The 23,511-nt window shown below is 75.3% G+C and carries 9 protein-coding genes and 1 pseudogene; 6 read left to right on the top strand and 4 right to left on the bottom strand.

The annotated features are described in order from the left end of the window. Positions 1-455: 455 nt before the first annotated feature. Positions 456-13,736, bottom strand: coding sequence for a PE family protein (locus AADZ78_RS27390; protein WP_341343647.1), 13,281 nt, complete (start codon positions 13,734-13,736; stop codon positions 456-458). 338 nt (positions 13,737-14,074) lie between these two features. Here AADZ78_RS27390 and AADZ78_RS27385 point away from each other — a divergent pair. The 4 genes from AADZ78_RS27385 to AADZ78_RS27365 all read left to right on the top strand — a co-directional run bounded on the left by AADZ78_RS27385 (position 14,075) and on the right by AADZ78_RS27365 (position 19,237). Then, positions 14,075-15,219 (top strand): IS3 family transposase gene (locus AADZ78_RS27385; RefSeq protein ID WP_139828804.1). Its coding sequence is split into 2 segments (ribosomal slippage): positions 14,075-14,342 and positions 14,342-15,219, totalling 1,146 coding nucleotides; the frame shifts between segments, so codons are not numbered across the junction. A gap of 407 nt (positions 15,220-15,626) precedes the next feature. Continuing rightward, complete coding sequence (locus AADZ78_RS27380; protein ID WP_341343646.1) at positions 15,627-16,475, top strand: integrase catalytic domain-containing protein; 849 nt, start codon at positions 15,627-15,629, stop codon at positions 16,473-16,475. A gap of 231 nt (positions 16,476-16,706) precedes the next feature. Then, on the top strand, positions 16,707-16,880 hold the full coding sequence (locus AADZ78_RS27375; RefSeq protein ID WP_249044889.1) for a hypothetical protein: 174 nt from the start codon (positions 16,707-16,709) through the stop codon (positions 16,878-16,880). A gap of 650 nt (positions 16,881-17,530) precedes the next feature. Further along, positions 17,531-19,237 (top strand): FAD-binding dehydrogenase, encoded by a 1,707-nt coding sequence (locus AADZ78_RS27365; protein ID WP_139828805.1) that lies wholly within the window; start codon positions 17,531-17,533, stop codon positions 19,235-19,237. Between the two features lie 586 nt (positions 19,238-19,823). Here AADZ78_RS27365 and AADZ78_RS27360 read toward each other — a convergent pair. The 3 genes and pseudogenes from AADZ78_RS27360 to AADZ78_RS27350 all read right to left on the bottom strand — a co-directional run bounded on the left by AADZ78_RS27360 (position 19,824) and on the right by AADZ78_RS27350 (position 22,809). Further along, positions 19,824-21,053 (bottom strand): DUF6880 family protein, encoded by a 1,230-nt coding sequence (locus AADZ78_RS27360; protein WP_239656869.1) that lies wholly within the window; start codon positions 21,051-21,053, stop codon positions 19,824-19,826. 166 nt (positions 21,054-21,219) lie between these two features. Further along, positions 21,220-22,052 (bottom strand): annotated as a pseudogene (locus AADZ78_RS27355) (plasmid pRiA4b ORF-3 family protein). Continuing rightward, on the bottom strand, positions 21,934-22,809 hold the full coding sequence (locus AADZ78_RS27350) for a hypothetical protein (RefSeq protein WP_169726340.1): 876 nt from the start codon (positions 22,807-22,809) through the stop codon (positions 21,934-21,936). The pseudogene AADZ78_RS27355 and the gene AADZ78_RS27350 overlap by 119 nt, the downstream one beginning before the upstream one ends. 187 nt (positions 22,810-22,996) lie before the next feature. Here AADZ78_RS27350 and AADZ78_RS27345 point away from each other — a divergent pair, with 187 nt between their 5' ends. Beyond that, a complete protein-coding gene (locus AADZ78_RS27345) occupies positions 22,997-23,260 on the top strand; it encodes a helix-turn-helix domain-containing protein (protein WP_204805952.1) in 264 nt (87 codons plus the stop codon). A gap of 5 nt (positions 23,261-23,265) precedes the next feature. Continuing rightward, positions 23,266-23,469: a hypothetical protein gene (locus AADZ78_RS27340; protein ID WP_085251318.1), complete on the top strand. Its 204-nt coding sequence runs from the start codon at positions 23,266-23,268 to the stop codon at positions 23,467-23,469. Positions 23,470-23,511 lie beyond the last annotated feature (42 nt).

Below are 23,511 nucleotides of genomic sequence, written 5' to 3'. Positions count from 1 at the left end.
CAGCCAACAACCGATGCACACGACAACACCGGTGGGTGAAATCTAACCCCGCGGCAAACCAACAGGACGCATTTCACCGAACCCTATTTCTGCCACACGCACCGATCCCACAACGCGGGAGAATTGGCCCATCTGACGTCGATTTTGGGCTACGACCACCGGCTCAAACGCGCTCTCGCGATCCCCCTGGCGTTACCGCACTGCACCCACTGGGCCGACGACAATCGGGTTACGCGAAAGGCCTGCTTGTGGGACTTCGCCAGAGCGATCAGGGGGCGGCGCCAACGGTGGTGGACGGTACCCGGACTTGCCGGTGCAGTCGGTTATTCCAGGCGCTGCAGCCGGTAACGAGTCGTGGTTGTCGTCTACCGGCATGACGCATAGTTCATAGTTCTGGCCGGCGGCCGATGGTATAAGCCGCGGCGGCGCCATTGCGGGCTGTTGGGCGGCGCTTGTCAGGAGGGGCCGCCAGAGCCGCCGGTGCCGGCGGTGCCGCCGCCTCCACCGGCGCCGCCGGTGACACCTGAGGGACCGCTGCCTGTCTTGCCGCCGCCGCCGGCGGTTCCGGTGCCGCCTGGGTTGGTGCCTGCGTCGCCGGCCCCGCCGTTACCGCCGGTGCCGCCTGCGCCGCCAGCGGCGCCGCTGCCACCCAGGATGCCGCCGTTGCCGCCCTTGCCTCCGGTGCCGCCCGTGGTGCCGTTGCCGCCGTCACCGCCCGGACCGTTGGTGCCGCCGTTGCCGCCTGTGCCGCCGCGGCCGCCGTCGCCGCCGGTGCCGCCATTGCCGCCCGTACCCGAGCCGCCGCCGAGGCCACCCGCACCTCCGGCGGCGGCGCCACCGCCATTGCCGCCGTCGCCGCCGGTGCCAGTGCCGAAGCCGTTGCCGCCCTTGCCGCCGGTGCCGGCGGTGCCGCCGGTTCCGCCGATGCCACCATTGCCGGTGCTATTGCCCGCGCCGCCGGTGCCGCCGGTGGCGCCGTTGCCGCCGGTGCCACCGGTGGCGCCGCTGCCGTTGCCGGAGCTGCGGTTGCCGCCGTTGCCGCCGGTTCCGCCGGTTCCGGCGTTGCCGCCGTCCCCGCCGTCGCCACCACCAGTGCCACCGGCGCCGCCGTTGCCGCCCGCGCCCGCGGCGCCGCCGTTGCCGCCTAGGCTATTGGTGTTGTTGACACGGTTGCCGCCGTTGCCGCCGTTGCCGCCGGTGCCACCTTGGCCGCCGAGGCCGCCGTCGCCGCCGCCGCTTCCGCCTTGGCCACCTGTGCCGCCCGCGCCCGCAGCGCCGCCGCTGCCGCCGTTGCCGACGCCGAAATTGTTACTACGGTTGCCGCCGTTGCCGCCGTTGCCGCCGTTGCCGCCGGTGCCGCCTTGGCCGCCGGTGCCGCCTCCGGCGCCACCTTGACCGCCGTTGCCGCCGGTTCCGGCCGCACCGCCTGCGCCGCCATTGGCGTCCTGACCACCGGAAGAGCGATTGTTGGCGGCGGCGCCGTTGCCGCCGTTTCCGGCGGTGCCGCCTTGGCCACCAGTGCCCCCGCCGGCGCTGCCGACACCGGCGCCGCCATCGCCGCCGGTGCCACCGTTGCCGCCCTTTCCTCCGCTGCCGCCATTGCCGCCGTTGGCGGTTGCAATTCCGCCTGCCCCGCCCTGTCCGCCGGCGCCGCCTTGACCTCCGTTGCCGGCAGCGCCGTTGACGCCGCCACCGGCGCCGCCGACACCCGCGGCACCGCCATTGCCGCCTTGGCCGCCTTGGCCTCCGTTGGTGCCGGTACCGCCGGTGTTGGTGGCGGTGGCCCCGGTGGCGCCGGCGCCACCGCTACCGCCGCCGGCACCGTTTGCTCCGCTGCCGCCCTTACCGCCGCCGGACCCGCCGATGCCGTCTCCGCCGGCACCGCCGCTGCCGCCCACCCCGCCCTTGCCGCCGGTCCCACCATTTGTGGCACCGACGCCGTTAGCGCCGGAAGTGGCGCTGCCAGCGGCGCCCCCGTTGCCGCCGTCGCCGGCAGTTCCGTTGGCCCCAGCACTGCCGCCGCCACTACCAGCGGCACCGCCGGCGCCGGCGTTGCCGCCAGTGCCGCCCGCTCCGCCGTTGCCGCCATTGTTGCCGCTGGTGCCCGTATTTCCGACGGCGTTTCCTCCCCCGCCACCGGCGGCGCCCTTGCCGCCCGTGCCACCGGTTCCCCCGTCGCCGCCGCCGACGCCGGCGATGCCAGCGCCGCCAGCCCCGCCGCTGCCGCCGTCGCCCCCGTTGCCGCCGGTGCCGCCGTTGCCCCCGCTTCCGGAGCCGCTTGTGCCGGCGCTGCCGGTAGTACCTACCGCACCATCGCCGCCGTTGCCACCGTCGCCAGCTACACCGTTTGCACCTGTACTCGCCCCGGTACCGCCGGCACCCGCGGCACCGCCCTTGCCGCCGTTACCGCCGGAACCCCCGGCGCCACCGGCGAGGCTGTTGGTGGCACCCGCACCGCCGTCGCCGCCCTTGGCGCCATTACCGCCAGCACCGCCAGCGCCTGCGGTTCCGCCGTTGGCGGCGCCACCGGCCCCGCCGGTTCCGCCGTCGCCGCCGTTGCCACCGGTGCCGCCGTTTGCACCGGTACCTGCCGCACTTGTCGCGCCGGGGGCACCAATGCCGCCGGCGCCACCAGCACCGCCAGTTCCGCCGGTACCCGCCGCGCCGGTGGCGGAGCCGGTGCCGCCGGCCCCGGCCCCCCCACCTTGACCGCCGTTGCCGCCAGTGCCGCCGTTCGGGGCGCCGGTGCCGCCGGCGCCGCCGGTGCCGCCGGTCCCGCCGCTGCCGCCGGCCCCGCCGGCGCCCTGTTGGCCGCCGCCGCCGGCGCCGGCCGCTCCGCCGGTGCCGCCGGCGCCGCCTTGGCCGCCGACCCCGCCGGTGCCGCCGGTGGCGCCCGGCGCGGCCACGGTGGTGTTGTCGGCGCCTTTCCCGCCGACCCCGCCGACCCCGCCGGTCCCGCCGTCGCCGGCGGTGCCGGCCGCGCCCATGGTGGAGCCGGTGCCGCCGGCGCCGGCGGCCCCGCCTTGGCCGCCGACCCCGCCGGTCCCGCCGGCCTGGGCCGCGACCGCGGGGTCGCTGCCATCGGCGCCGGTGCCGCCGACCCCGCCGGTCCCGCCGGTCCCGCCGCTGCCGCCGGCCCCGCCGGCGCCCTGTTGGCCGCCGCCGCCGGCGCCGGCCGCTCCGCCGGTGCCGCCGGCGCCGCCTTGGCCGCCGACCCCGCCGGTGCCGCCGGTGGCGCCCGGCGCGGCCACGGTGGTGTTGTCGGCGCCTTTCCCGCCGACCCCGCCGACCCCGCCGGTCCCGCCGTCGCCGGCGGTGCCGGCCGCGCCCATGGTGGAGCCGGTGCCGCCGGCGCCGGCGGCCCCGCCTTGGCCGCCGACCCCGCCGGTCCCGCCGGCCTGGGCGGCGACCGCGGGGTCGCTGCCATCGGCGCCGGTGCCGCCGACCCCGCCGGTGCCGCCGGTCCCGCCGCTGCCGCCGGCCCCGCCGGCGCCCTGTTGGCCGCCGCCGCCGGCGCCGGCCGCTCCGCCGGTGCCGCCGGCGCCGCCTTGGCCGCCGACCCCGCCGGTGCCGCCGGTGGCGCCCGGCGCGGCCACGGTGGTGTTGTCGGCGCCTTTCCCGCCGACCCCGCCGACCCCGCCGGTCCCGCCGTCGCCGGCGGTGCCGGCCGCGCCCATGGTGGAGCCGGTGCCGCCGGCGCCGGCGGCCCCGCCTTGGCCGCCGACCCCGCCGGTCCCGCCGGCCTGGGCGGCGACCGCGGGGTCGCTGCCATCGGCGCCGGTGCCGCCGACCCCGCCGGTGCCGCCGGTCCCGCCGCTGCCGCCGGCCCCGCCGGCGCCCTGTTGGCCGCCGCCGCCGGCGCCGGCCGCTCCGCCGGTGCCGCCGGCGCCGCCTTGGCCGCCGACCCCGCCGGTGCCGCCGGTGGCGCCCGGCGCGGCCACGGTGGTGTTGTCGGCGCCTTTCCCGCCGACCCCGCCGACCCCGCCGGTCCCGCCGTCGCCGGCGGTGCCGGCCGCGCCCATGGTGGAGCCGGTGCCGCCGGCGCCGGCGGCCCCGCCTTGGCCGCCGACCCCGCCGGTCCCGCCGGCCTGGGCGGCGACCGCGGGGTCGCTGCCATCGGCGCCGGTGCCGCCGACCCCGCCGGTGCCGCCGGTCCCGCCGCTGCCGCCGGCCCCGCCGGCGCCCTGTTGGCCGCCGCCGCCGGCGCCGGCCGCTCCGCCGGTGCCGCCGGCGCCGCCTTGGCCGCCGACCCCGCCGGTGCCGCCGGTGGCGCCCGGCGCGGCCACGGTGGTGTTGTCGGCGCCTTTCCCGCCGACCCCGCCGACCCCGCCGGTCCCGCCGTCGCCGGCGGTGCCGGCCGCGCCCATGGTGGAGCCGGTGCCGCCGGCGCCGGCGGCCCCGCCTTGGCCGCCGACCCCGCCGGTCCCGCCGGCCTGGGCGGCGACCGCGGGGTCGCTGCCATCGGCGCCGGTGCCGCCGACCCCGCCGGTGCCGCCGGTCCCGCCGCTGCCGCCGGCCCCGCCGGCGCCCTGTTGGCCGCCGCCGCCGGCGCCGGCCGCTCCGCCGGTGCCGCCGGCGCCGCCTTGGCCGCCGACCCCGCCGGTGCCGCCGGTGGCGCCCGGCGCGGCCACGGTGGTGTTGTCGGCGCCTTTCCCGCCGACCCCGCCGACCCCGCCGGTCCCGCCGTCGCCGGCGGTGCCGGCCGCGCCCATGGTGGAGCCGGTGCCGCCGGCGCCGGCGGCCCCGCCTTGGCCGCCGACCCCGCCGGTCCCGCCGGCCTGGGCGGCGACCGCGGGGTCGCTGCCATCGGCGCCGGTGCCGCCGACCCCGCCGGTGCCGCCGGTCCCGCCGCTGCCGCCGGCCCCGCCGGCGCCCTGTTGGCCGCCGCCGCCGGCGCCGGCCGCTCCGCCGGTGCCGCCGGCGCCGCCTTGGCCGCCGACCCCGCCGGTGCCGCCGGTGGCGCCCGGCGCGGCCACGGTGGTGTTGTCGGCGCCTTTCCCGCCGACCCCGCCGACCCCGCCGGTCCCGCCGTCGCCGGCGGTGCCGGCCGCGCCCATGGTGGAGCCGGTGCCGCCGGCGCCGGCGGCCCCGCCTTGGCCGCCGACCCCGCCGGTCCCGCCGGCCTGGGCGGCGACCGCGGGGTCGCTGCCATCGGCGCCGGTGCCGCCGACCCCGCCGGTGCCGCCGGTCCCGCCGCTGCCGCCGGCCCCGCCGGCGCCCTGTTGGCCGCCGCCGCCGGCGCCGGCCGCTCCGCCGGTGCCGCCGGCGCCGCCTTGGCCGCCGACCCCGCCGGTGCCGCCGGTGGCGCCCGGCGCGGCCACGGTGGTGTTGTCGGCGCCTTTCCCGCCGACCCCGCCGACCCCGCCGGTCCCGCCGTCGCCGGCGGTGCCGGCCGCGCCCATGGTGGAGCCGGTGCCGCCGGCGCCGGCGGCCCCGCCTTGGCCGCCGACCCCGCCGGTCCCGCCGGCCTGGGCGGCGACCGCGGGGTCGCTGCCATCGGCGCCGGTGCCGCCGACCCCGCCGGTGCCGCCGGTCCCGCCGCTGCCGCCGGCCCCGCCGGCGCCCTGTTGGCCGCCGCCGCCGGCGCCGGCCGCTCCGCCGGTGCCGCCGGCGCCGCCTTGGCCGCCGACCCCGCCGGTGCCGCCGGTGGCGCCCGGCGCGGCCACGGTGGTGTTGTCGGCGCCTTTCCCGCCGACCCCGCCGACCCCGCCGGTCCCGCCGTCGCCGGCGGTGCCGGCCGCGCCCATGGTGGAGCCGGTGCCGCCGGCGCCGGCGGCCCCGCCTTGGCCGCCGACCCCGCCGGTCCCGCCGGCCTGGGCGGCGACCGCGGGGTCGCTGCCATCGGCGCCGGTGCCGCCGACCCCGCCGGTGCCGCCGGTCCCGCCGCTGCCGCCGGCCCCGCCGGCGCCCTGTTGGCCGCCGCCGCCGGCGCCGGCCGCTCCGCCGGTGCCGCCGGCGCCGCCTTGGCCGCCGACCCCGCCGGTGCCGCCGGTGGCGCCCGGCGCGGCCACGGTGGTGTTGTCGGCGCCTTTCCCGCCGACCCCGCCGACCCCGCCGGTCCCGCCGTCGCCGGCGGTGCCGGCCGCGCCCATGGTGGAGCCGGTGCCGCCGGCGCCGGCGGCCCCGCCTTGGCCGCCGACCCCGCCGGTCCCGCCGGCCTGGGCGGCGACCGCGGGGTCGCTGCCATCGGCGCCGGTGCCGCCGACCCCGCCGGTGCCGCCGGTCCCGCCGCTGCCGCCGGCCCCGCCGGCGCCCTGTTGGCCGCCGCCGCCGGCGCCGGCCGCTCCGCCGGTGCCGCCGGCGCCGCCTTGGCCGCCGACCCCGCCGGTGCCGCCGGTGGCGCCCGGCGCGGCCACGGTGGTGTTGTCGGCGCCTTTCCCGCCGACCCCGCCGACCCCGCCGGTCCCGCCGTCGCCGGCGGTGCCGGCCGCGCCCATGGTGGAGCCGGTGCCGCCGGCGCCGGCGGCCCCGCCTTGGCCGCCGACCCCGCCGGTCCCGCCGGCCTGGGCGGCGACCGCGGGGTCGCTGCCATCGGCGCCGGTGCCGCCGACCCCGCCGGTGCCGCCGGTCCCGCCGCTGCCGCCGGCCCCGCCGGCGCCCTGTTGGCCGCCGCCGCCGGCGCCGGCCGCTCCGCCGGTGCCGCCGGCGCCGCCTTGGCCGCCGACCCCGCCGGTGCCGCCGGTGGCGCCCGGCGCGGCCACGGTGGTGTTGTCGGCGCCTTTCCCGCCGACCCCGCCGACCCCGCCGGTCCCGCCGTCGCCGGCGGTGCCGGCCGCGCCCATGGTGGAGCCGGTGCCGCCGGCGCCGGCGGCCCCGCCTTGGCCGCCGACCCCGCCGGTCCCGCCGGCCTGGGCGGCGACCGCGGGGTCGCTGCCATCGGCGCCGGTGCCGCCGACCCCGCCGGTGCCGCCGGTCCCGCCGCTGCCGCCGGCCCCGCCGGCGCCCTGTTGGCCGCCGCCGCCGGCGCCGGCCGCTCCGCCGGTGCCGCCGGCGCCGCCTTGGCCGCCGACCCCGCCGGTGCCGCCGGTGGCGCCCGGCGCGGCCACGGTGGTGTTGTCGGCGCCTTTCCCGCCGACCCCGCCGACCCCGCCGGTCCCGCCGTCGCCGGCGGTGCCGGCCGCGCCCATGGTGGAGCCGGTGCCGCCGGCGCCGGCGGCCCCGCCTTGGCCGCCGACCCCGCCGGTCCCGCCGGCCTGGGCGGCGACCGCGGGGTCGCTGCCATCGGCGCCGGTGCCGCCGACCCCGCCGGTGCCGCCGGTCCCGCCGCTGCCGCCGGCCCCGCCGGCGCCCTGTTGGCCGCCGCCGCCGGCGCCGGCCGCTCCGCCGGTGCCGCCGGCGCCGCCTTGGCCGCCGACCCCGCCGGTGCCGCCGGTGGCGCCCGGCGCGGCCACGGTGGTGTTGTCGGCGCCTTTCCCGCCGACCCCGCCGACCCCGCCGGTCCCGCCGTCGCCGGCGGTGCCGGCCGCGCCCATGGTGGAGCCGGTGCCGCCGGCGCCGGCGGCCCCGCCTTGGCCGCCGACCCCGCCGGTCCCGCCGGCCTGGGCGGCGACCGCGGGGTCGCTGCCATCGGCGCCGGTGCCGCCGACCCCGCCGGTGCCGCCGGTCCCGCCGCTGCCGCCGGCCCCGCCGGCGCCCTGTTGGCCGCCGCCGCCGGCGCCGGCCGCTCCGCCGGTGCCGCCGGCGCCGCCTTGGCCGCCGACCCCGCCGGTGCCGCCGGTGGCGCCCGGCGCGGCCACGGTGGTGTTGTCGGCGCCTTTCCCGCCGACCCCGCCGACCCCGCCGGTCCCGCCGTCGCCGGCGGTGCCGGCCGCGCCCATGGTGGAGCCGGTGCCGCCGGCGCCGGCGGCCCCGCCTTGGCCGCCGACCCCGCCGGTCCCGCCGGCCTGGGCGGCGACCGCGGGGTCGCTGCCATCGGCGCCGGTGCCGCCGACCCCGCCGGTGCCGCCGGTCCCGCCGCTGCCGCCGGCCCCGCCGGCGCCCTGTTGGCCGCCGCCGCCGGCGCCGGCCGCTCCGCCGGTGCCGCCGGCGCCGCCTTGGCCGCCGACCCCGCCGGTGCCGCCGGTGGCGCCCGGCGCGGCCACGGTGGTGTTGTCGGCGCCTTTCCCGCCGACCCCGCCGACCCCGCCGGTCCCGCCGTCGCCGGCGGTGCCGGCCGCGCCCATGGTGGAGCCGGTGCCGCCGGCGCCGGCGGCCCCGCCTTGGCCGCCGACCCCGCCGGTCCCGCCGGCCTGGGCGGCGACCGCGGGGTCGCTGCCATCGGCGCCGGTGCCGCCGACCCCGCCGGTGCCGCCGGTCCCGCCGCTGCCGCCGGCCCCGCCGGCGCCCTGTTGGCCGCCGCCGCCGGCGCCGGCCGCTCCGCCGGTGCCGCCGGCGCCGCCTTGGCCGCCGACCCCGCCGGTGCCGCCGGTGGCGCCCGGCGCGGCCACGGTGGTGTTGTCGGCGCCTTTCCCGCCGACCCCGCCGACCCCGCCGGTCCCGCCGTCGCCGGCGGTGCCGGCCGCGCCCATGGTGGAGCCGGTGCCGCCGGCGCCGGCGGCCCCGCCTTGGCCGCCGACCCCGCCGGTCCCGCCGGCCTGGGCGGCGACCGCGGGGTCGCTGCCATCGGCGCCGGTGCCGCCGACCCCGCCGGTGCCGCCGGTCCCGCCGCTGCCGCCGGCCCCGCCGGCGCCCTGTTGGCCGCCGCCGCCGGCGCCGGCCGCTCCGCCGGTGCCGCCGGCGCCGCCTTGGCCGCCGACCCCGCCGGTGCCGCCGGTGGCGCCCGGCGCGGCCACGGTGGTGTTGTCGGCGCCTTTCCCGCCGACCCCGCCGACCCCGCCGGTCCCGCCGTCGCCGGCGGTGCCGGCCGCGCCCATGGTGGAGCCGGTGCCGCCGGCGCCGGCGGCCCCGCCTTGGCCGCCGACCCCGCCGGTCCCGCCGGCCTGGGCGGCGACCGCGGGGTCGCTGCCATCGGCGCCGGTGCCGCCGACCCCGCCGGTGCCGCCGGTCCCGCCGCTGCCGCCGGCCCCGCCGGCGCCCTGTTGGCCGCCGCCGCCGGCGCCGGCCGCTCCGCCGGTGCCGCCGGCGCCGCCTTGGCCGCCGACCCCGCCGGTGCCGCCGGTGGCGCCCGGCGCGGCCACGGTGGTGTTGTCGGCGCCTTTCCCGCCGACCCCGCCGACCCCGCCGGTCCCGCCGTCGCCGGCGGTGCCGGCCGCGCCCATGGTGGAGCCGGTGCCGCCGGCGCCGGCGGCCCCGCCTTGGCCGCCGACCCCGCCGGTCCCGCCGGCCTGGGCGGCGACCGCGGGGTCGCTGCCATCGGCGCCGGTGCCGCCGACCCCGCCGGTGCCGCCGGTCCCGCCGCTGCCGCCGGCCCCGCCGGCGCCCTGTTGGCCGCCGCCGCCGGCGCCGGCCGCTCCGCCGGTGCCGCCGGCGCCGCCTTGGCCGCCGACCCCGCCGGTGCCGCCGGTGGCGCCCGGCGCGGCCACGGTGGTGTTGTCGGCGCCTTTCCCGCCGACCCCGCCGACCCCGCCGGTCCCGCCGTCGCCGGCGGTGCCGGCCGCGCCCATGGTGGAGCCGGTGCCGCCGGCGCCGGCGGCCCCGCCTTGGCCGCCGACCCCGCCGGTCCCGCCGGCCTGGGCGGCGACCGCGGGGTCGCTGCCATCGGCGCCGGTGCCGCCGACCCCGCCGGTGCCGCCGGTCCCGCCGCTGCCGCCGGCCCCGCCGGCGCCCTGTTGGCCGCCGCCGCCGGCGCCGGCCGCTCCGCCGGTGCCGCCGGCGCCGCCTTGGCCGCCGACCCCGCCGGTGCCGCCGGTGGCGCCCGGCGCGGCCACGGTGGTGTTGTCGGCGCCTTTCCCGCCGACCCCGCCGACCCCGCCGGTCCCGCCGTCGCCGGCGGTGCCGGCCGCGCCCATGGTGGAGCCGGTGCCGCCGGCGCCGGCGGCCCCGCCTTGGCCGCCGACCCCGCCGGTCCCGCCGGCCTGGGCGGCGACCGCGGGGTCGCTGCCATCGGCGCCGGTGCCGCCGACCCCGCCGGTGCCGCCGGTCCCGCCGCTGCCGCCGGCCCCGCCGGCGCCCTGTTGGCCGCCGCCGCCGGCGCCGGCCGCTCCGCCGGTGCCGCCGGCGCCGCCTTGGCCGCCGACCCCGCCGGTGCCGCCGGTGGCGCCCGGCGCGGCCACGGTGGTGTTGTCGGCGCCTTTCCCGCCGACCCCGCCGACCCCGCCGGTCCCGCCGTCGCCGGCGGTGCCGGCCGCGCCCATGGTGGAGCCGGTGCCGCCGGCGCCGGCGGCCCCGCCTTGGCCGCCGACCCCGCCGGTCCCGCCGGCCTGGGCGGCGACCGCGGGGTCGCTGCCATCGGCGCCGGTGCCGCCGACCCCGCCGGTGCCGCCGGTCCCGCCGCTGCCGCCGGCCCCGCCGGCGCCCTGTTGGCCGCCGCCGCCGGCGCCGGCCGCTCCGCCGGTGCCGCCGGCGCCGCCTTGGCCGCCGACCCCGCCGGTGCCGCCGGTGGCGCCCGGCGCGGCCACGGTGGTGTTGTCGGCGCCTTTCCCGCCGACCCCGCCGACCCCGCCGGTCCCGCCGTCGCCGGCGGTGCCGGCCGCGCCCATGGTGGAGCCGGTGCCGCCGGCGCCGGCGGCCCCGCCTTGGCCGCCGACCCCGCCGGTCCCGCCGGCCTGGGCGGCGACCGCGGGGTCGCTGCCATCGGCGCCGGTGCCGCCGACCCCGCCGGTGCCGCCGGTCCCGCCGCTGCCGCCGGCCCCGCCGGCGCCCTGTTGGCCGCCGCCGCCGGCGCCGGCCGCTCCGCCGGTGCCGCCGGCGCCGCCTTGGCCGCCGACCCCGCCGGTGCCGCCGGTGGCGCCCGGCGCGGCCACGGTGGTGTTGTCGGCGCCTTTCCCGCCGACCCCGCCGACCCCGCCGGTCCCGCCGTCTCCGGCGGTGCCGGCCGCGCCCATGGTGGAGCCGGTGCCGCCGGCGCCGGCGGCCCCGCCTTGGCCGCCGACCCCGCCGGTCCCGCCGGCCTGGGCCGCGACCGCGGGGTCGCTGCCATCGGCGCCGGTGCCGCCGACCCCGCCGGTGCCGCCGGTCCCGCCGCTGCCGCCGGCCCCGCCGGCGCCCTGTTGGCCGCCGCCGCCGGCGCCGGCCGCTCCGCCGGTGCCGCCGGCGCCGCCTTGGCCGCCGACCCCGCCGGTGCCGCCGGTGGCGCCCGGCGCGGCCACGGTGGTGTTGTCGGCGCCTTTCCCGCCGACCCCGCCGACCCCGCCGGTCCCGCCGTCGCCGGCGGTGCCGGCCGCGCCCATGGTGGAGCCGGTGCCGCCGGCGCCGGCGGCCCCGCCTTGGCCGCCGACCCCGCCGGTCCCGCCGGCCTGGGCCGCGACCGCGGGGTCGCTGCCATCGGCGCCGGTGCCGCCGACCCCGCCGGTGCCGCCGGTCCCGCCGCTGCCGCCGGCCCCGCCGGCGCCCTGTTGGCCGCCGCCGCCGGCGCCGGCCGCTCCGCCGGTGCCGCCGGCGCCGCCTTGGCCGCCGACCCCGCCGGTGCCGCCGGTGGCGCCCGGCGCGGCCACGGTGGTGTTGTCGGCGCCTTTCCCGCCGACCCCGCCGACCCCGCCGGTCCCGCCGTCTCCGGCGGTGCCGGCCGCGCCCATGGTGGAGCCGGTGCCGCCGGCGCCGGCGGCCCCGCCTTGGCCGCCGACCCCGCCGGTCCCGCCGGCCTGGGCGGCGACCGCGGGGTCGCTGCCATCGGCGCCGGTGCCGCCGACCCCGCCGGTGCCGCCGGTCCCGCCGCTGCCGCCGGCCCCGCCGGCGCCCTGTTGGCCGCCGCCGCCGGCGCCGGCCGCTCCGCCGGTGCCGCCGGCGCCGCCTTGGCCGCCGACCCCGCCGGTGCCGCCGGTGGCGCCCGGCGCGGCCACGGTGGTGTTGTCGGCGCCTTTCCCGCCGACCCCGCCGACCCCGCCGGTCCCGCCGTCGCCGGCGGTGCCGGCCGCGCCCATGGTGGAGCCGGTGCCGCCGGCGCCGGCGGCCCCGCCTTGGCCGCCGACCCCGCCGGTCCCGCCGGCCTGGGCCGCGACCGCGGGGTCGCTGCCATCGGCGCCGGTGCCGCCGACCCCGCCGGTCCCGCCGGTCCCGCCGCTGCCGCCGGCCCCGCCGGCGCCCTGGACGGTGCCGGCTCCGCCCATACCGCCTTGCCCGCCTGCTCCGCCGGCGAAGCCGGGACCACCGGTGCCGCCGGTACCGGCAGTGGCGTCGAACCCGGCGGCTCCAGCCCCACCGCTACCGCCCTGGCCGCCTGCACCGCCGTTGCCCGCAGTTCCGGTCGCGCCGGCGCCGCTGAAGAACTGACCGGCGGTCCCACCGGCCCCACCCTGACCAGCGGTACCGCCGATGCCTCCGGTGCCACCCGCGCCGCCGACCCCACCTAGACCTGCCACCGTCCCGTCGGCACCGGTGCCACCGGCACCACCAAGGCCGCCGACCCCGCCGGTCCCGCCAAGCCCGCCGGGGCCGAACAGCAACGCGCCGCGGCCTCCGGCCCCGCCGGATCCGCCGGTGCCGCCGGCGCCGCCGGCCCCGCCCACGGCGCCGACACCGCCTGCGCCCCCGGCCCCGCCAGCGCCGCCGGCACCGCCGCCTGCCAGTAACCATCCGGCGCCCCCGGCCCCGCCTTGGCCGCCGGCTCTGCCGTCACCTCCACCAGCCCCGGCGTCCAGGCCAGCCCCGCCGGCTCCGCCGGTTCCGCCGGCGCCGAACAACAACTCGGCGCGCCCTCCGGCCCCGCCCGTGCCGCCGCCATACCCTCCGCTGCCGCCGGCCCCGCCGCCGCCCCACAGCAATCCGCCGTCACCGCCGTCGCCGCCGGCGCCGCCACCAGAGCCGCCAGCCCCGCCGGCCCCACCGGCCCCGATCAACCACTCACCGCGTCCACCGGCACCGCCCGTGCCGCCGCCATACCCCCCGGCGCCTCCCGCGCCGCCGCCGCCCCACAGCAATCCGCCGTCACCGCCGTCGCCGCCGGCGCCGCCACCAGAGCCGCCAGCCCCGCCGGCCCCACCGGCCCCGATCAACCACTCACCGCGTCCACCGGCACCGCCAGTACCGCCGCCATACCCCCCGGCGCCTCCCGCGCCGCCGCCGCCCCACAGCAATCCGCCGGCCCCACCAGAACCACCGGTCCCGCCGCCGGCGCCGCCCGTCCCGCCGGGCCCGCCTACGCCGGCTAGCCACCCGCCGCCGCCACCGGCACCACCCGCGGCCCCACCGACTCCGCCGGCCCCGCCTGCGCCACCGTTGCCCAATAACCCTGCCGACCCGCCCGGTCCGCCGGCCTGACCGGTTGCGCCGGCAGCGCCGTTGCCGCCGTTGCCCAGCAAGATCCCGCCATCGCCGCCGGCCCCGCCCGGCGTAGTTGCATTCGCGCCGTCACCGATCAGCGGACGTCCGAACAATGACTGTGTGGGGGCATTGATCACGCCTAGGAGACCCTGCTCGACGTTGATCGCCTCGGCACCCGCGTAAGCACCCGCCCCAGCTTGCAGCGACTGCACAAACTGCTGTTGCCAGGACTGCATCTGCGTGCTAATGGCCTGATACTCGCGCCCATACGCGCCGAACAGCGCCGCGATTCTTGCCGAAACCTCATCGCCACCGGCTGCCAACAGCTGTGTCGTGGCTGCCGCCGCGGACGCGTTGGCCTCACCGACCGAGGTGCCGATCCCCGTTAGCTGCTCAGCTGCCGCCGCTACGGCCTCAGGCGAAATCCACACGTAGGACATGGGGCGGCTCCACTGATTAGGCAGGATGTGGCGAGACCGATTAGGCAGGATGTGGCAAGCCACCATCCGAGCTCACGACCGGCGGTCACAGCATATTGGTGAAGCGAATGGCTCGTCTTCGTTTCGCGGATAATCTCCGCCCGGTTCTGCTAGCACAAATGGGAGAGCAGTGTGCGTAGTCAACTCGCCGATGCACCAGACAATTAGACAACACCGGTTGCCGGAATGTAGCCCACCACACACGCTCATAAAGCCCACTGGCGTGTTCCCCGTGAATGAGTCCAGCTTGTTTTAGAGTCCTGTGGCCCGAGGTCGGGCTGGAAGGGACGATGAAACACATGGCTGGTCGGAAGCGGCATTCCGCGGAGGACATCGTGCGCAAGTTGCGCCGCGCGGACGAGTTGGCTGCTGAAGGTAAGACTGGTGAGGAAATCGCCGCCGAGTTGGGTGTCTCAGCAGCCACGCTGTACAACTGGCGCCGCGCCTACGGCGGCATGGACACCGACGCCGCTAAAGAGCTGCGGGAGCTGCGGGAGCAGAACACCCGATTGAAGAAGCTGCTGGCCGAGGCCGAACTGGAGAAAGACGCGCTGCGGGAGGTCGCGAAGGGAAAATTCTGAGCCCAGCTGCCAAGCGCCGCGCCGTGGACATGCTCAAGGATACGTTGAGCATGTCGGAACGGTTGGCGTGCAAGGCTGTTGGGCTTGCCCGCTCCACCTACCGGCGCCTGCCTGCGGCGCAGACTCCGGCCGATCCGGATGCCGAGATGAGGGCCTGGCTGCGCGCGTATGCCACCAAACACCCCTGCCATGGGTTCCGGCGTGCCTGGGCGGCGTTGCGCCACGACGAGGGCCGTGAGGTCAACAAGAAGAAGGTCCACCGCCTGTGGCGTGAGGAGGGCCTGCAGGTCAAGATCCGGTCGCCGCGTAAGCGGGCCGGGGTGTCCTCGGTCCCGCCGGTCGCGGCTGATGCGCCGAACGTGGTGTGGGCGATCGATTTCCAGTTCGACTCCACCACCGATGGCAAGGCGATCAAGATCGCCTCGATGATCGACGAGCACACTCGGGAGTCGCTGCTGAACATCGTGGAGCGCTCGATCACCGCCGAACGCCTCGTGGCTGAACTCGAGATGGCGTTCACGGTGGCTGGCGGGCCGCCGAAGGTGCTGCGGATGGACAACGGGCCGGAGCTGGTTTCCCAAGCGCTGCAACGGTTCTGCGAGAACAAGACCGGCTTGGTCTACATCCCACCAGGATGCCCATGGGTCAACGGCTACATCGAATCGTTCAATAACCGGCTACGCAAGGAGTGCCTCAACCGCAACCACTGGAACACCCTGTTCGAGGCTCGCGTGGTCATCGGCGACTTCAAGCACGAACATAATCACCGACACCGCCATTCGGCGCTGGGCTACCGCACACCGGCCGAGTACGCTTCGGCCTGCAGACACACCCACACCCCGGTGGCCTGCGAGATTAACTGAACCTGGATCAAACAAGCCCGACTCTAAAACCGGGTGGACTCAGTAACGGGGACTCGCCACCACTTCACCGGACCTTTCCCATCACACACAGCGATCCCACACTGCGGGAAAGTTGGCCCACTAAAGGCGTCTTTTTGGGGCACGATCACCGGCTTAGACGAGCCATGCGATCCCCTGGGCGTTGCCGCATACCGACTGGGCCGTTGACCGTGAGGTTTAAAAGTCCCTGTGCCAGCCAAATCCTTGCGCCGCGGACCGGCCCCCCGAATTGCGTGGCCATCGTCCTTGTGCTCCAATAGATTTGACCCTTGGGGATTGAATGACCCTAACGTGGCCTCCGCGATCGCGTCCACTGCCCGACGTGCCATCACCAAGTTTGAGCGCGTGGCCGAGAAGGCTTGCCCGATGTGGAGGGCAAGATCGAAATGGCCGCGAGACGGCAGGTGACCAACAAGTTGCGGGTTCAGTACTGCAGGGCATCGAAGGCGGACAAGAGCAAGACACGGGATCGGGTGGTGGCTACCACGGGGATAGGCCGCTCAACGGCCCGGCGGATGCTGACCGGCCCCAGACTGCCCAACCCAGTAGAGCAAGTCGATGGGCGCACGCTGATGTCGCGGGGTTTCAGCGACGACGCCAGGGCGTTGCTAGAACACGTGTGGGCCTTGATGGGCATGCCGTGCGGCAAGTACCTGGTGGTGATGCTCGACGTGTGGCTGCCGCTGCTGGCCGCCGCCGGTGATCTGGACAAGTCGTTCGCGACCGAGCAGGCGTTAGCTGAGCTGGCGGCGATGAGCGCGGCGATGGTGGACCGGTACTTGAAGCCGTCCCGGGACAGGATATGCATCAAGCGCATCTCGACGACGAAACCGTCTCCGCTGCTGAGTAATTCGATCACCATCCGTACCTGCGACGACGAGACACCCGAGGCTCCGGGGGTGATCGAGGCCGACACCGTGGCGCACTGCGGCCCGACGCTGATCGGTGAATACGCCCGCACGCTGACGATGACCGACGTGGTGATCGGCTGGACCGAGAACTGCTCGATTCGTAACAACGCCTCCAAGCGGATCGTGGAGGGCATTGAGGAGCTAGAGAAGCGGTTCCCGTTCCCCATGGTGACCTTCGACTCGGAGTGCGGGTCTGAGTTCATCAGCCACGAGGTCGCCGGATGGTTGCAGGCCCGCGATATCGAGCAGCTCGCGGCCATACCAGAACAACGACCAGCCGATGTGGAGTCTAAAACAACCACGTAGTACGCAAACACGCGTTCTACTGGCGCTACGACACCGGCCAGGAGCTGGAAGCTTCTCAACCAGCTGTGGTAGCTGGTGTCGTTGCGCCTGAACTTTTTCACCCCGACGAAATGGCCCATCGGCTACACCACCAGCGCCAACGGCCGCCGCAAACGCATCTAGCACAAGCCCAAGACCCCGTGGCAGCGCTTGCAGGAATCGGGAGTAATTGACACTCACCAACTTTCGAAAGTGGCCGCCCGAATCAAGGGCATCAACCCGGCCGACCCGACACGGCAGATCAACGCCATCCAGCGGCAACTGCTGGACTTGGCCAAGACCAAGACCGAAGCCCTCGCCGCCGCCCGTCATGTCGACCTGGAAGCATTGCAACCGTCAATCAACCGATTGGCCGAAGCAGAGTAACGCAAGCCTCCTCACGCGCTCATTATGTGTGAGGCACCAGCCATTACTTCGCGCTCACTTTTGGCCGAGGCACCTCGCTGCCTCGGTCGGGATGGACGGCTTCGCACCGCCCCTTGCGGACCTCGCCGAGCTTGGCCAGCCCTCCTGAGTGAACCGAGCCTGCAAGGACCACACGGTAACCGGCATCGCACCTACCCTCGGCGATCCACGTGTTGGCAATACCGTCAGTGGGCATCAGCAACACCCGCGCTCGATACGCCTGCCGATGCGGTGCTGACTGCGAGCGAGCAGGCGGCCGACCGGGTGCTCGAGCATCCCAGGCTTCGTACCCGGCTGTGCGGCACTCGGCTAGTTGGTGTCGCCTGGCGTCGTCAAAGCGTTGCCCGGCGACGGCTTTCGACGACTCGATGATTTTCACGGAATTACCGAGCTGGACCTGGTTCTGGTTCGCAAGTCCTCCTCAAAACAAGGCAATTCTCGCCGTTGCGTCGTCAGATGGTGGCGACCCGCTGCGCTCGGCTCGGACGACTCGGTGGCGACTCGCTGCGCCCGGCTCGGATGAATGCGGCGACTCGCTGCGCCCGGCTCCGCCGCGCTTGCGATCGCCGCGGCCGCGCTTGCGATCGCCGCGGGGTCAGCCGTCATGATCGGTGGCATTACCCTGTACCGACATGAGCGATGGATCTTCTGGTTCAGGGGCTGGGGCGGACGACTTCGCTGCCGACGCGATTATCGTCGGTGCCGGTCTTTCGGGCATGGTGGCGGCCTGCGAATTGGTCGACCGCGGCCTGCGGGTATTGATCCTGGACCAGGAGAACAGGGCCAACCTGGGTGGGCAGGCCTACTGGTCATTCGGCGGACTGTTCTTCGTCGATAGCCCCGAACAGCGCCGTATGGGCATCCGCGACAGTCATGAACTCGCCCTGCAGGATTGGCTGGGAACGGCGGCATTTGATCGTCCGGAGGACTACTGGCCCCAGCAATGGGCCCATGCGTACGTCGATTTTGCGGCGGGGGAGAAGCGTAGCTGGTTGCGGGCGCGGGGGCTGAAGATTTTTCCGCTGGTGGGCTGGGCCGAGCGTGGTGGTTACGACGCTCAGGGGCACGGCAACTCGGTGCCCAGGTTTCACATCACCTGGGGCACCGGGCCGGCGTTGGTCGAAATCTTCGCGCGTCAGTTGCGGAACCGGCCGAATGTACGCTTTGCCCACCGCCACCAGGTCGACAGGTTGATCGTGGAGGGTGATGCCGTGACGGGTGTTCGGGGCACCATATTGGAGCCTGCGGATGCGCCGCGCGGCGCGCCGTCGTCGCGAAAGACTGTGGGAGAGTTCGAGTTTCGCGCTTCGGCTGTTCTCGTCACCAGTGGTGGGATTGGCGGCAACCATGATCTGGTGCGTAAGAACTGGCCGAAGCGGATGGGGCGCGTACCCAAACAATTACTCAGTGGCGTGCCTGCCCACGTCGACGGCAGGATGATCGGCATATCCCAAAGGGCCGGCGCGCGGGTGATAAACCCCGACCGGATGTGGCACTACACCGAGGGCATCACCAACTACGATCCGATCTGGCCCAGCCACGGCATCCGGATCATTCCCGGCCCGTCGTCGCTCTGGCTGGATGCGGCAGGCAATCGACTACCGGTTCCGCTGTATCCGGGTTTCGACACACTGGGCACGCTCGAGTACATCACCCAGTCGGGGTATGACTACACCTGGTTTGTGTTGAACGCCAAGATCATTGAGAAGGAATTCGCGCTGTCCGGCCAGGAACAGAATCCTGACTTGACCGGGCAGAGCATCCGCGAACTGGTGCGTTCGAGGGCCCGGTCCGGTCCGCCGGGGCCGGTGCAGGCCTTCATCGACAAGGGTGTCGACTTTGTCAGCGCAAATACGTTGGGCGAGTTGGTGGACGGCATGAACGAGTTACCCGATGTGCTGCCGCTGGATTACGGGACGGTCGAAGCCGCGGTCACCGCCCGTGATCGTGAAGTGGCCAACAAGTTCAGCAAAGACGGTCAGATCACCGCGATCCGGGCCGCCCGCACCTACCTGGGCGACCGGTTCGGTCGCGTCGTCGCGCCGCACCGACTGCTCGATCCCAAAGCCGGGCCGCTGATCGCGGTCAAGCTGCACATCCTGACCCGAAAGACCTTGGGCGGAATAGAAACTGACCTGGAAGGGCGGGTGCTCAAGTCCGACGGCACACCTCTGACCGGGCTGTATGCCGCCGGCGAGGTGGCCGGGTTCGGCGGGGGCGGCGTACATGGCTACCGGGCCTTGGAGGGCACCTTCCTGGGCGGGTGCATCTTCTCCGGCCGGGCCGCGGGTCGCGGCGCCGCGCAGGACATCATCTAGCCTCGCGTGTCGTTAATTGCTTTACGTTGGCTGGTTGCGAGAATCAATGGATCTATATGACCGCGGCGTTGGAGTTGCGTGATTGCGACAGGGGTACCCAATAACCCGAGATCGCAGATCGCACGGGTAGCTCGTGGCCGACGGTGCTCAAATGGCGTGGCCGGTATGTAGGTTCGGGTACCGGCGGGCTTGACGATTGAGCCACGCCAGGGGCGTGCGGCAATGATCGACGAGATCGCAGTGATCGCAGAAGCGTTGGCCGAGAAGGGAAAATCGCGTGCACATCTTGGAGTGACGCATTGGTCGAGTCGGCTCATAGGGGGCACGGCTGGGGATCTCGTTCGCCTCGGTGGCACGGATCTGGCGCAAATGGGACATCCAGCCGCATCGGAGCGAAACGTTCAAAATTCTGCACTGATTCAATGATTCCGAGATTCCGAATTGAGCTGTCCCGCCCGGACCGGATGGTTGGCGCCCATTTGGCATTGTGTCGCTCGCTCAGATCGAGCCTGCTGTGTCAGCGTGGCGGCAAAGCGTCCAGCGGTCAGCGAAAGGTCCAGGGATGCTGAGGGCTTCCGGTCGATGTTCAGGGCAGTCCTGCGCGGTTGAATTCCTGTTGGAGTCGTGGTCGGCGGCTGTGGGTCTCTCGTAGTTGGGCGACCACCGTGTCGACCGCTTGCGCGTGGTCGCTGCCGGCTGCCAGTCGGCGCATCTTGGCCAGCCGTCGCGCGGCCAGCCGGTAGTTCTGGGGTCTGGCCACCACCAGTTCGCCCTCCACGAGGCGTTGCAGAACAGGAAGGACGGCCAGGGGGTCGATCCTCTCGTAGGCCTTGACGAGTTCGCTCCATGTCGGGTCGTCGGCGAGGGCCATTGAGTGCGCGAGATCCCAGGCGAACTCAACGTCTTTAAGGGTGTGCAGGGCGAACATCACGGCATGACGGGGATGTGCTGCGAGTGTGGTCGTGACTTCGGCTCGATAGTCGGGCCAGGAGGCGCCGGCTGCGGCGCGTAGATGTGCCGCCGTTGTCGCCGACGGCCAACGACGGAAGACCCGAACGCGAGCGTGCAATGCCTCGTGGGGCCGGTGTTGGTCGAGGAGTGAACACCAGTAGTCGGCGGCGCGGCGGGATTGGTGGCCGTCGTCGAAGTCGGTGGCTTGTTTGGCCCAGTCGATGGCCAGGTCGGTCTGCCCGATCTCTTCGAAGGCCTCGGCGGTTTCTTGTAGCCAGGCCGCGACGCGTCGGTCTCGGGCGTGGGTGGCGATGATCGCGTCGATATCCCGGTCGAGCACGGCCAGCCTACGGGCGTTCCACTCAATGGTGAACCACTCATGCGAGTGCCGCGATGCCCGGCGATCGGCTTGGCTGGGACGCTGGCCCAGATCGGCCTCGATCTGCATCAATTGTCGCCGGTAGGTGATCATCCCGGCCTCGCCCAGTGCGGGGGCGTAGGCCACCGGATCAAGGGTGAAATAGTCGACGTCTCCGTCGAATTGGAACGTCATCATCCAGTCGATGAGTTTGGCCGCCGCAACGTTCGCGGCGGCGGCGAGCTTGGGATGCAGGTCCAGGAGCCGCCGGCACGCGTCGCCGATGATGCCGCTGGAGTCATCGGCGACGGCGATGACTTTGATCGCGCTGCCCAATGCTTTGTGGGTCACCGAGTACGCCTCGGCTGGATCAGCCGTGGGCAGGGCGGCCTCAAGGATGTCCAAGGCGACGTGCATCTGGTGTCCGTGATCGTTGGCCGGGGCCCATCGGTGGACATCGGCCCGGGTACGGATCAGTGGCAGGACCCTGTCGCCGAGCCCGCTCACCGGCGGATCCCAGGTCCGACGGTGAGCCGCCGGCGGCGTAGATCATGCGGTGAGTGCTGACCAACATGGGCCGTCAATCTGACCCGATGGGCCGTCAATTTGACCCGCTCCTTACCGGCATCCCGAATAATCGATCGTTGTGCGGTAACCCTCCCCATCGTGGTGCCTACTTCCGGTGTCTCGAGTTCAGGAGAACCGACGTGAATGCGTCGTTGACCTCGTCGGTGTCGAAGTGCGCCGGGTCGTGTTGGTCGGGTCGGTCGATGCCGAGCCATTCCGGACGGTCTTGGTGTTCTTCGTGGGCGGGGTCGTCGAGGATCTCCAGCAGCTCCTGATACCCCAGATGCCGCCGCAATCCTCCGGTGGAGCTTTCCGACGCCCGCCGACACACCTGGGGTAGATCGAGGCATCCTCGCACGGCACGGTGTCCTCGACGGTGATCAGGTGTTCCCAGTCGTCGCCGAAATCGTAGGTGTAGGTGAGTTTCGTCCCGGGGCCGGCGGCGACCTGTTCGAGGGTGACCTTGGCATCAGATCGCAACCCCAGCTCGGGATCGGGAATACCGAATTGACCGTAGGCGGTGTCGAACGCGTACATATGCGTGGAATGCCAGTTGAACGTTACCTGCAACACCTTGTGCAGCTCGCGCAGCGCGATGTCGCCACGAACCTGCAGGCGCCGCCAGATCGGTGGTCTACTTGCGCGTAGGTCGACACGCAACTGCAGAACCGGCGCCGGACCGTCCTTCGTCTTGCGCTTGGCGGGCAGTTTCGGGCTCGACTTCACCGGGACGATAGCGGCCGGCCCGCCGAACACCCCTGGCAGCGCTGCAAGCCGATCCAGCGCTGCCAGCAGACCGGCGACCCTGGATTCAGCATGTTCACCGTGCGGCGGCGTGGGTTTTGGTCGTCGATTGCGGCAGCGCCCGCAGTCTAGCCCGCAGCAACGGCGCCAGAGCCCGATACCCCGGACCGTCCTGGTCGTCGAGATCGTCGTCATCAAAAAAACCCGCGGCGTCGAACAAGCCACGGAGATCGGTGATGTCCTCCGAGTCGAACGGAACGTCCTGGTCATCTCGGTCGTGATGGTCGCGAACATCCATCGCCGCTTCGGCCCGCCACCGAAATTCCGCCGGATCCAGGGCCGTCGTGGTGAGCCGGGCCTTGTCACGTTCAAGGGCCCGGTGCAGCTTGGCGAGTGCTTCGGTCAAATCCGCGCAGTCCATCAGCATGATCTCGGCTGCCTCCCCGCAATCTTGGGGGTCCACCAGAATCATCACTGCGTGGGCCGCGCCCGCGCGGTCGAAGCGGGCCGCAAGCACCAGCGTCTGGTCGTCTTCGCATAGTTCGACGCAATCACGCGCGCTCACCGGAGCCGACAACGCCGCCACCCACTCCGGAGCCGCCACACCGCATGCCCGCAGTCGGTCCAGTCCCGCGGTAGCGGCCTCGCCGATTGGCCCTTCGTCGAGCGTGGCGAGCACCGCGAGCATCCCGGCCGCTCGTGGATCGCCCACCGCCTCGATGATCGAGACAACCTCCGGCGCGGCCAATGCCGTCGCATCCGCGCCGAGTAAACCGATGCCACCAAGCAACGTCGAGCCGAGGATTTCGGCCTCCACCGTATCGCTGATCTGGGCGAAACCCCCCAGGATCGCCTCCACCGCGACCCGGGCAACGCTGCCCACGTCGGCATCATCGACACGAACGTCGGGTGGTTGGGCCGTCACATCGAACAGCGGTCTGCGCCAACTCATGGCCAATACTGTTGCACATCGAGACACCGACATCAGACAGGGCGCACCGCTCGGCGCCAACCTTCCCTGCTGATGCACCCACGGCGCTACCCGCCCAACAAGTGGCTTAGCGAGACAGCGCGCCACCACAAGGTATCCGCATATCTTAACTGCGCGGAGGACGTCACGTGTCATCTATAGTTAACACGTGCTAGTTGAGGGCACGTTCCATCGCCTGGGCCAGCGCCTGCGCGAGCTGCGGAATTCCGTTGGCGAGACCCAGGCCGCCGCCGCGGCCGCCGTCGGGCTTACACGGCCATACCTAAGCGCGATCGAAGCCGGCCGCAGAAACATCACCCTGGAAACTCTTTACGCGCTCGCCGAGCACTTCGACGTCGACCCCACCGAACTACTGCGGCCTCAGCTGCCAGAAGCCGAGCACGAAAACGGGATCAACACGGGAAGGAACTAACTCGCGTGGCATCGATTCAAACACTGGAACGTCGCATTGCGGCCTTAGAGGCAAGACTGGCCGAGATCGAGGGCGGCTACGGTGACACGCTGTATCACCTGCGCCGGGCCAGCATCAAGTCTGAACTTCGCCTCGGAAAGATTCTCGACCACCTCCACATCGACGACGTAACCGAAGACGACATTGACAACGTTCTCGGCGAGGAATAGCAATAGCCGTCGTTCAGTTCCACGAATCCTTCCGGGGAAGGC

It is taken from the genome of Mycobacterium riyadhense (assembly GCF_963853645.1).
GTDB lineage: Bacteria > Actinomycetota > Actinomycetes > Mycobacteriales > Mycobacteriaceae > Mycobacterium > Mycobacterium riyadhense.
The sequence above is the reverse complement of the archived record's forward strand: the minus strand, read 5'-3'. Positions and strand labels throughout refer to the sequence as shown.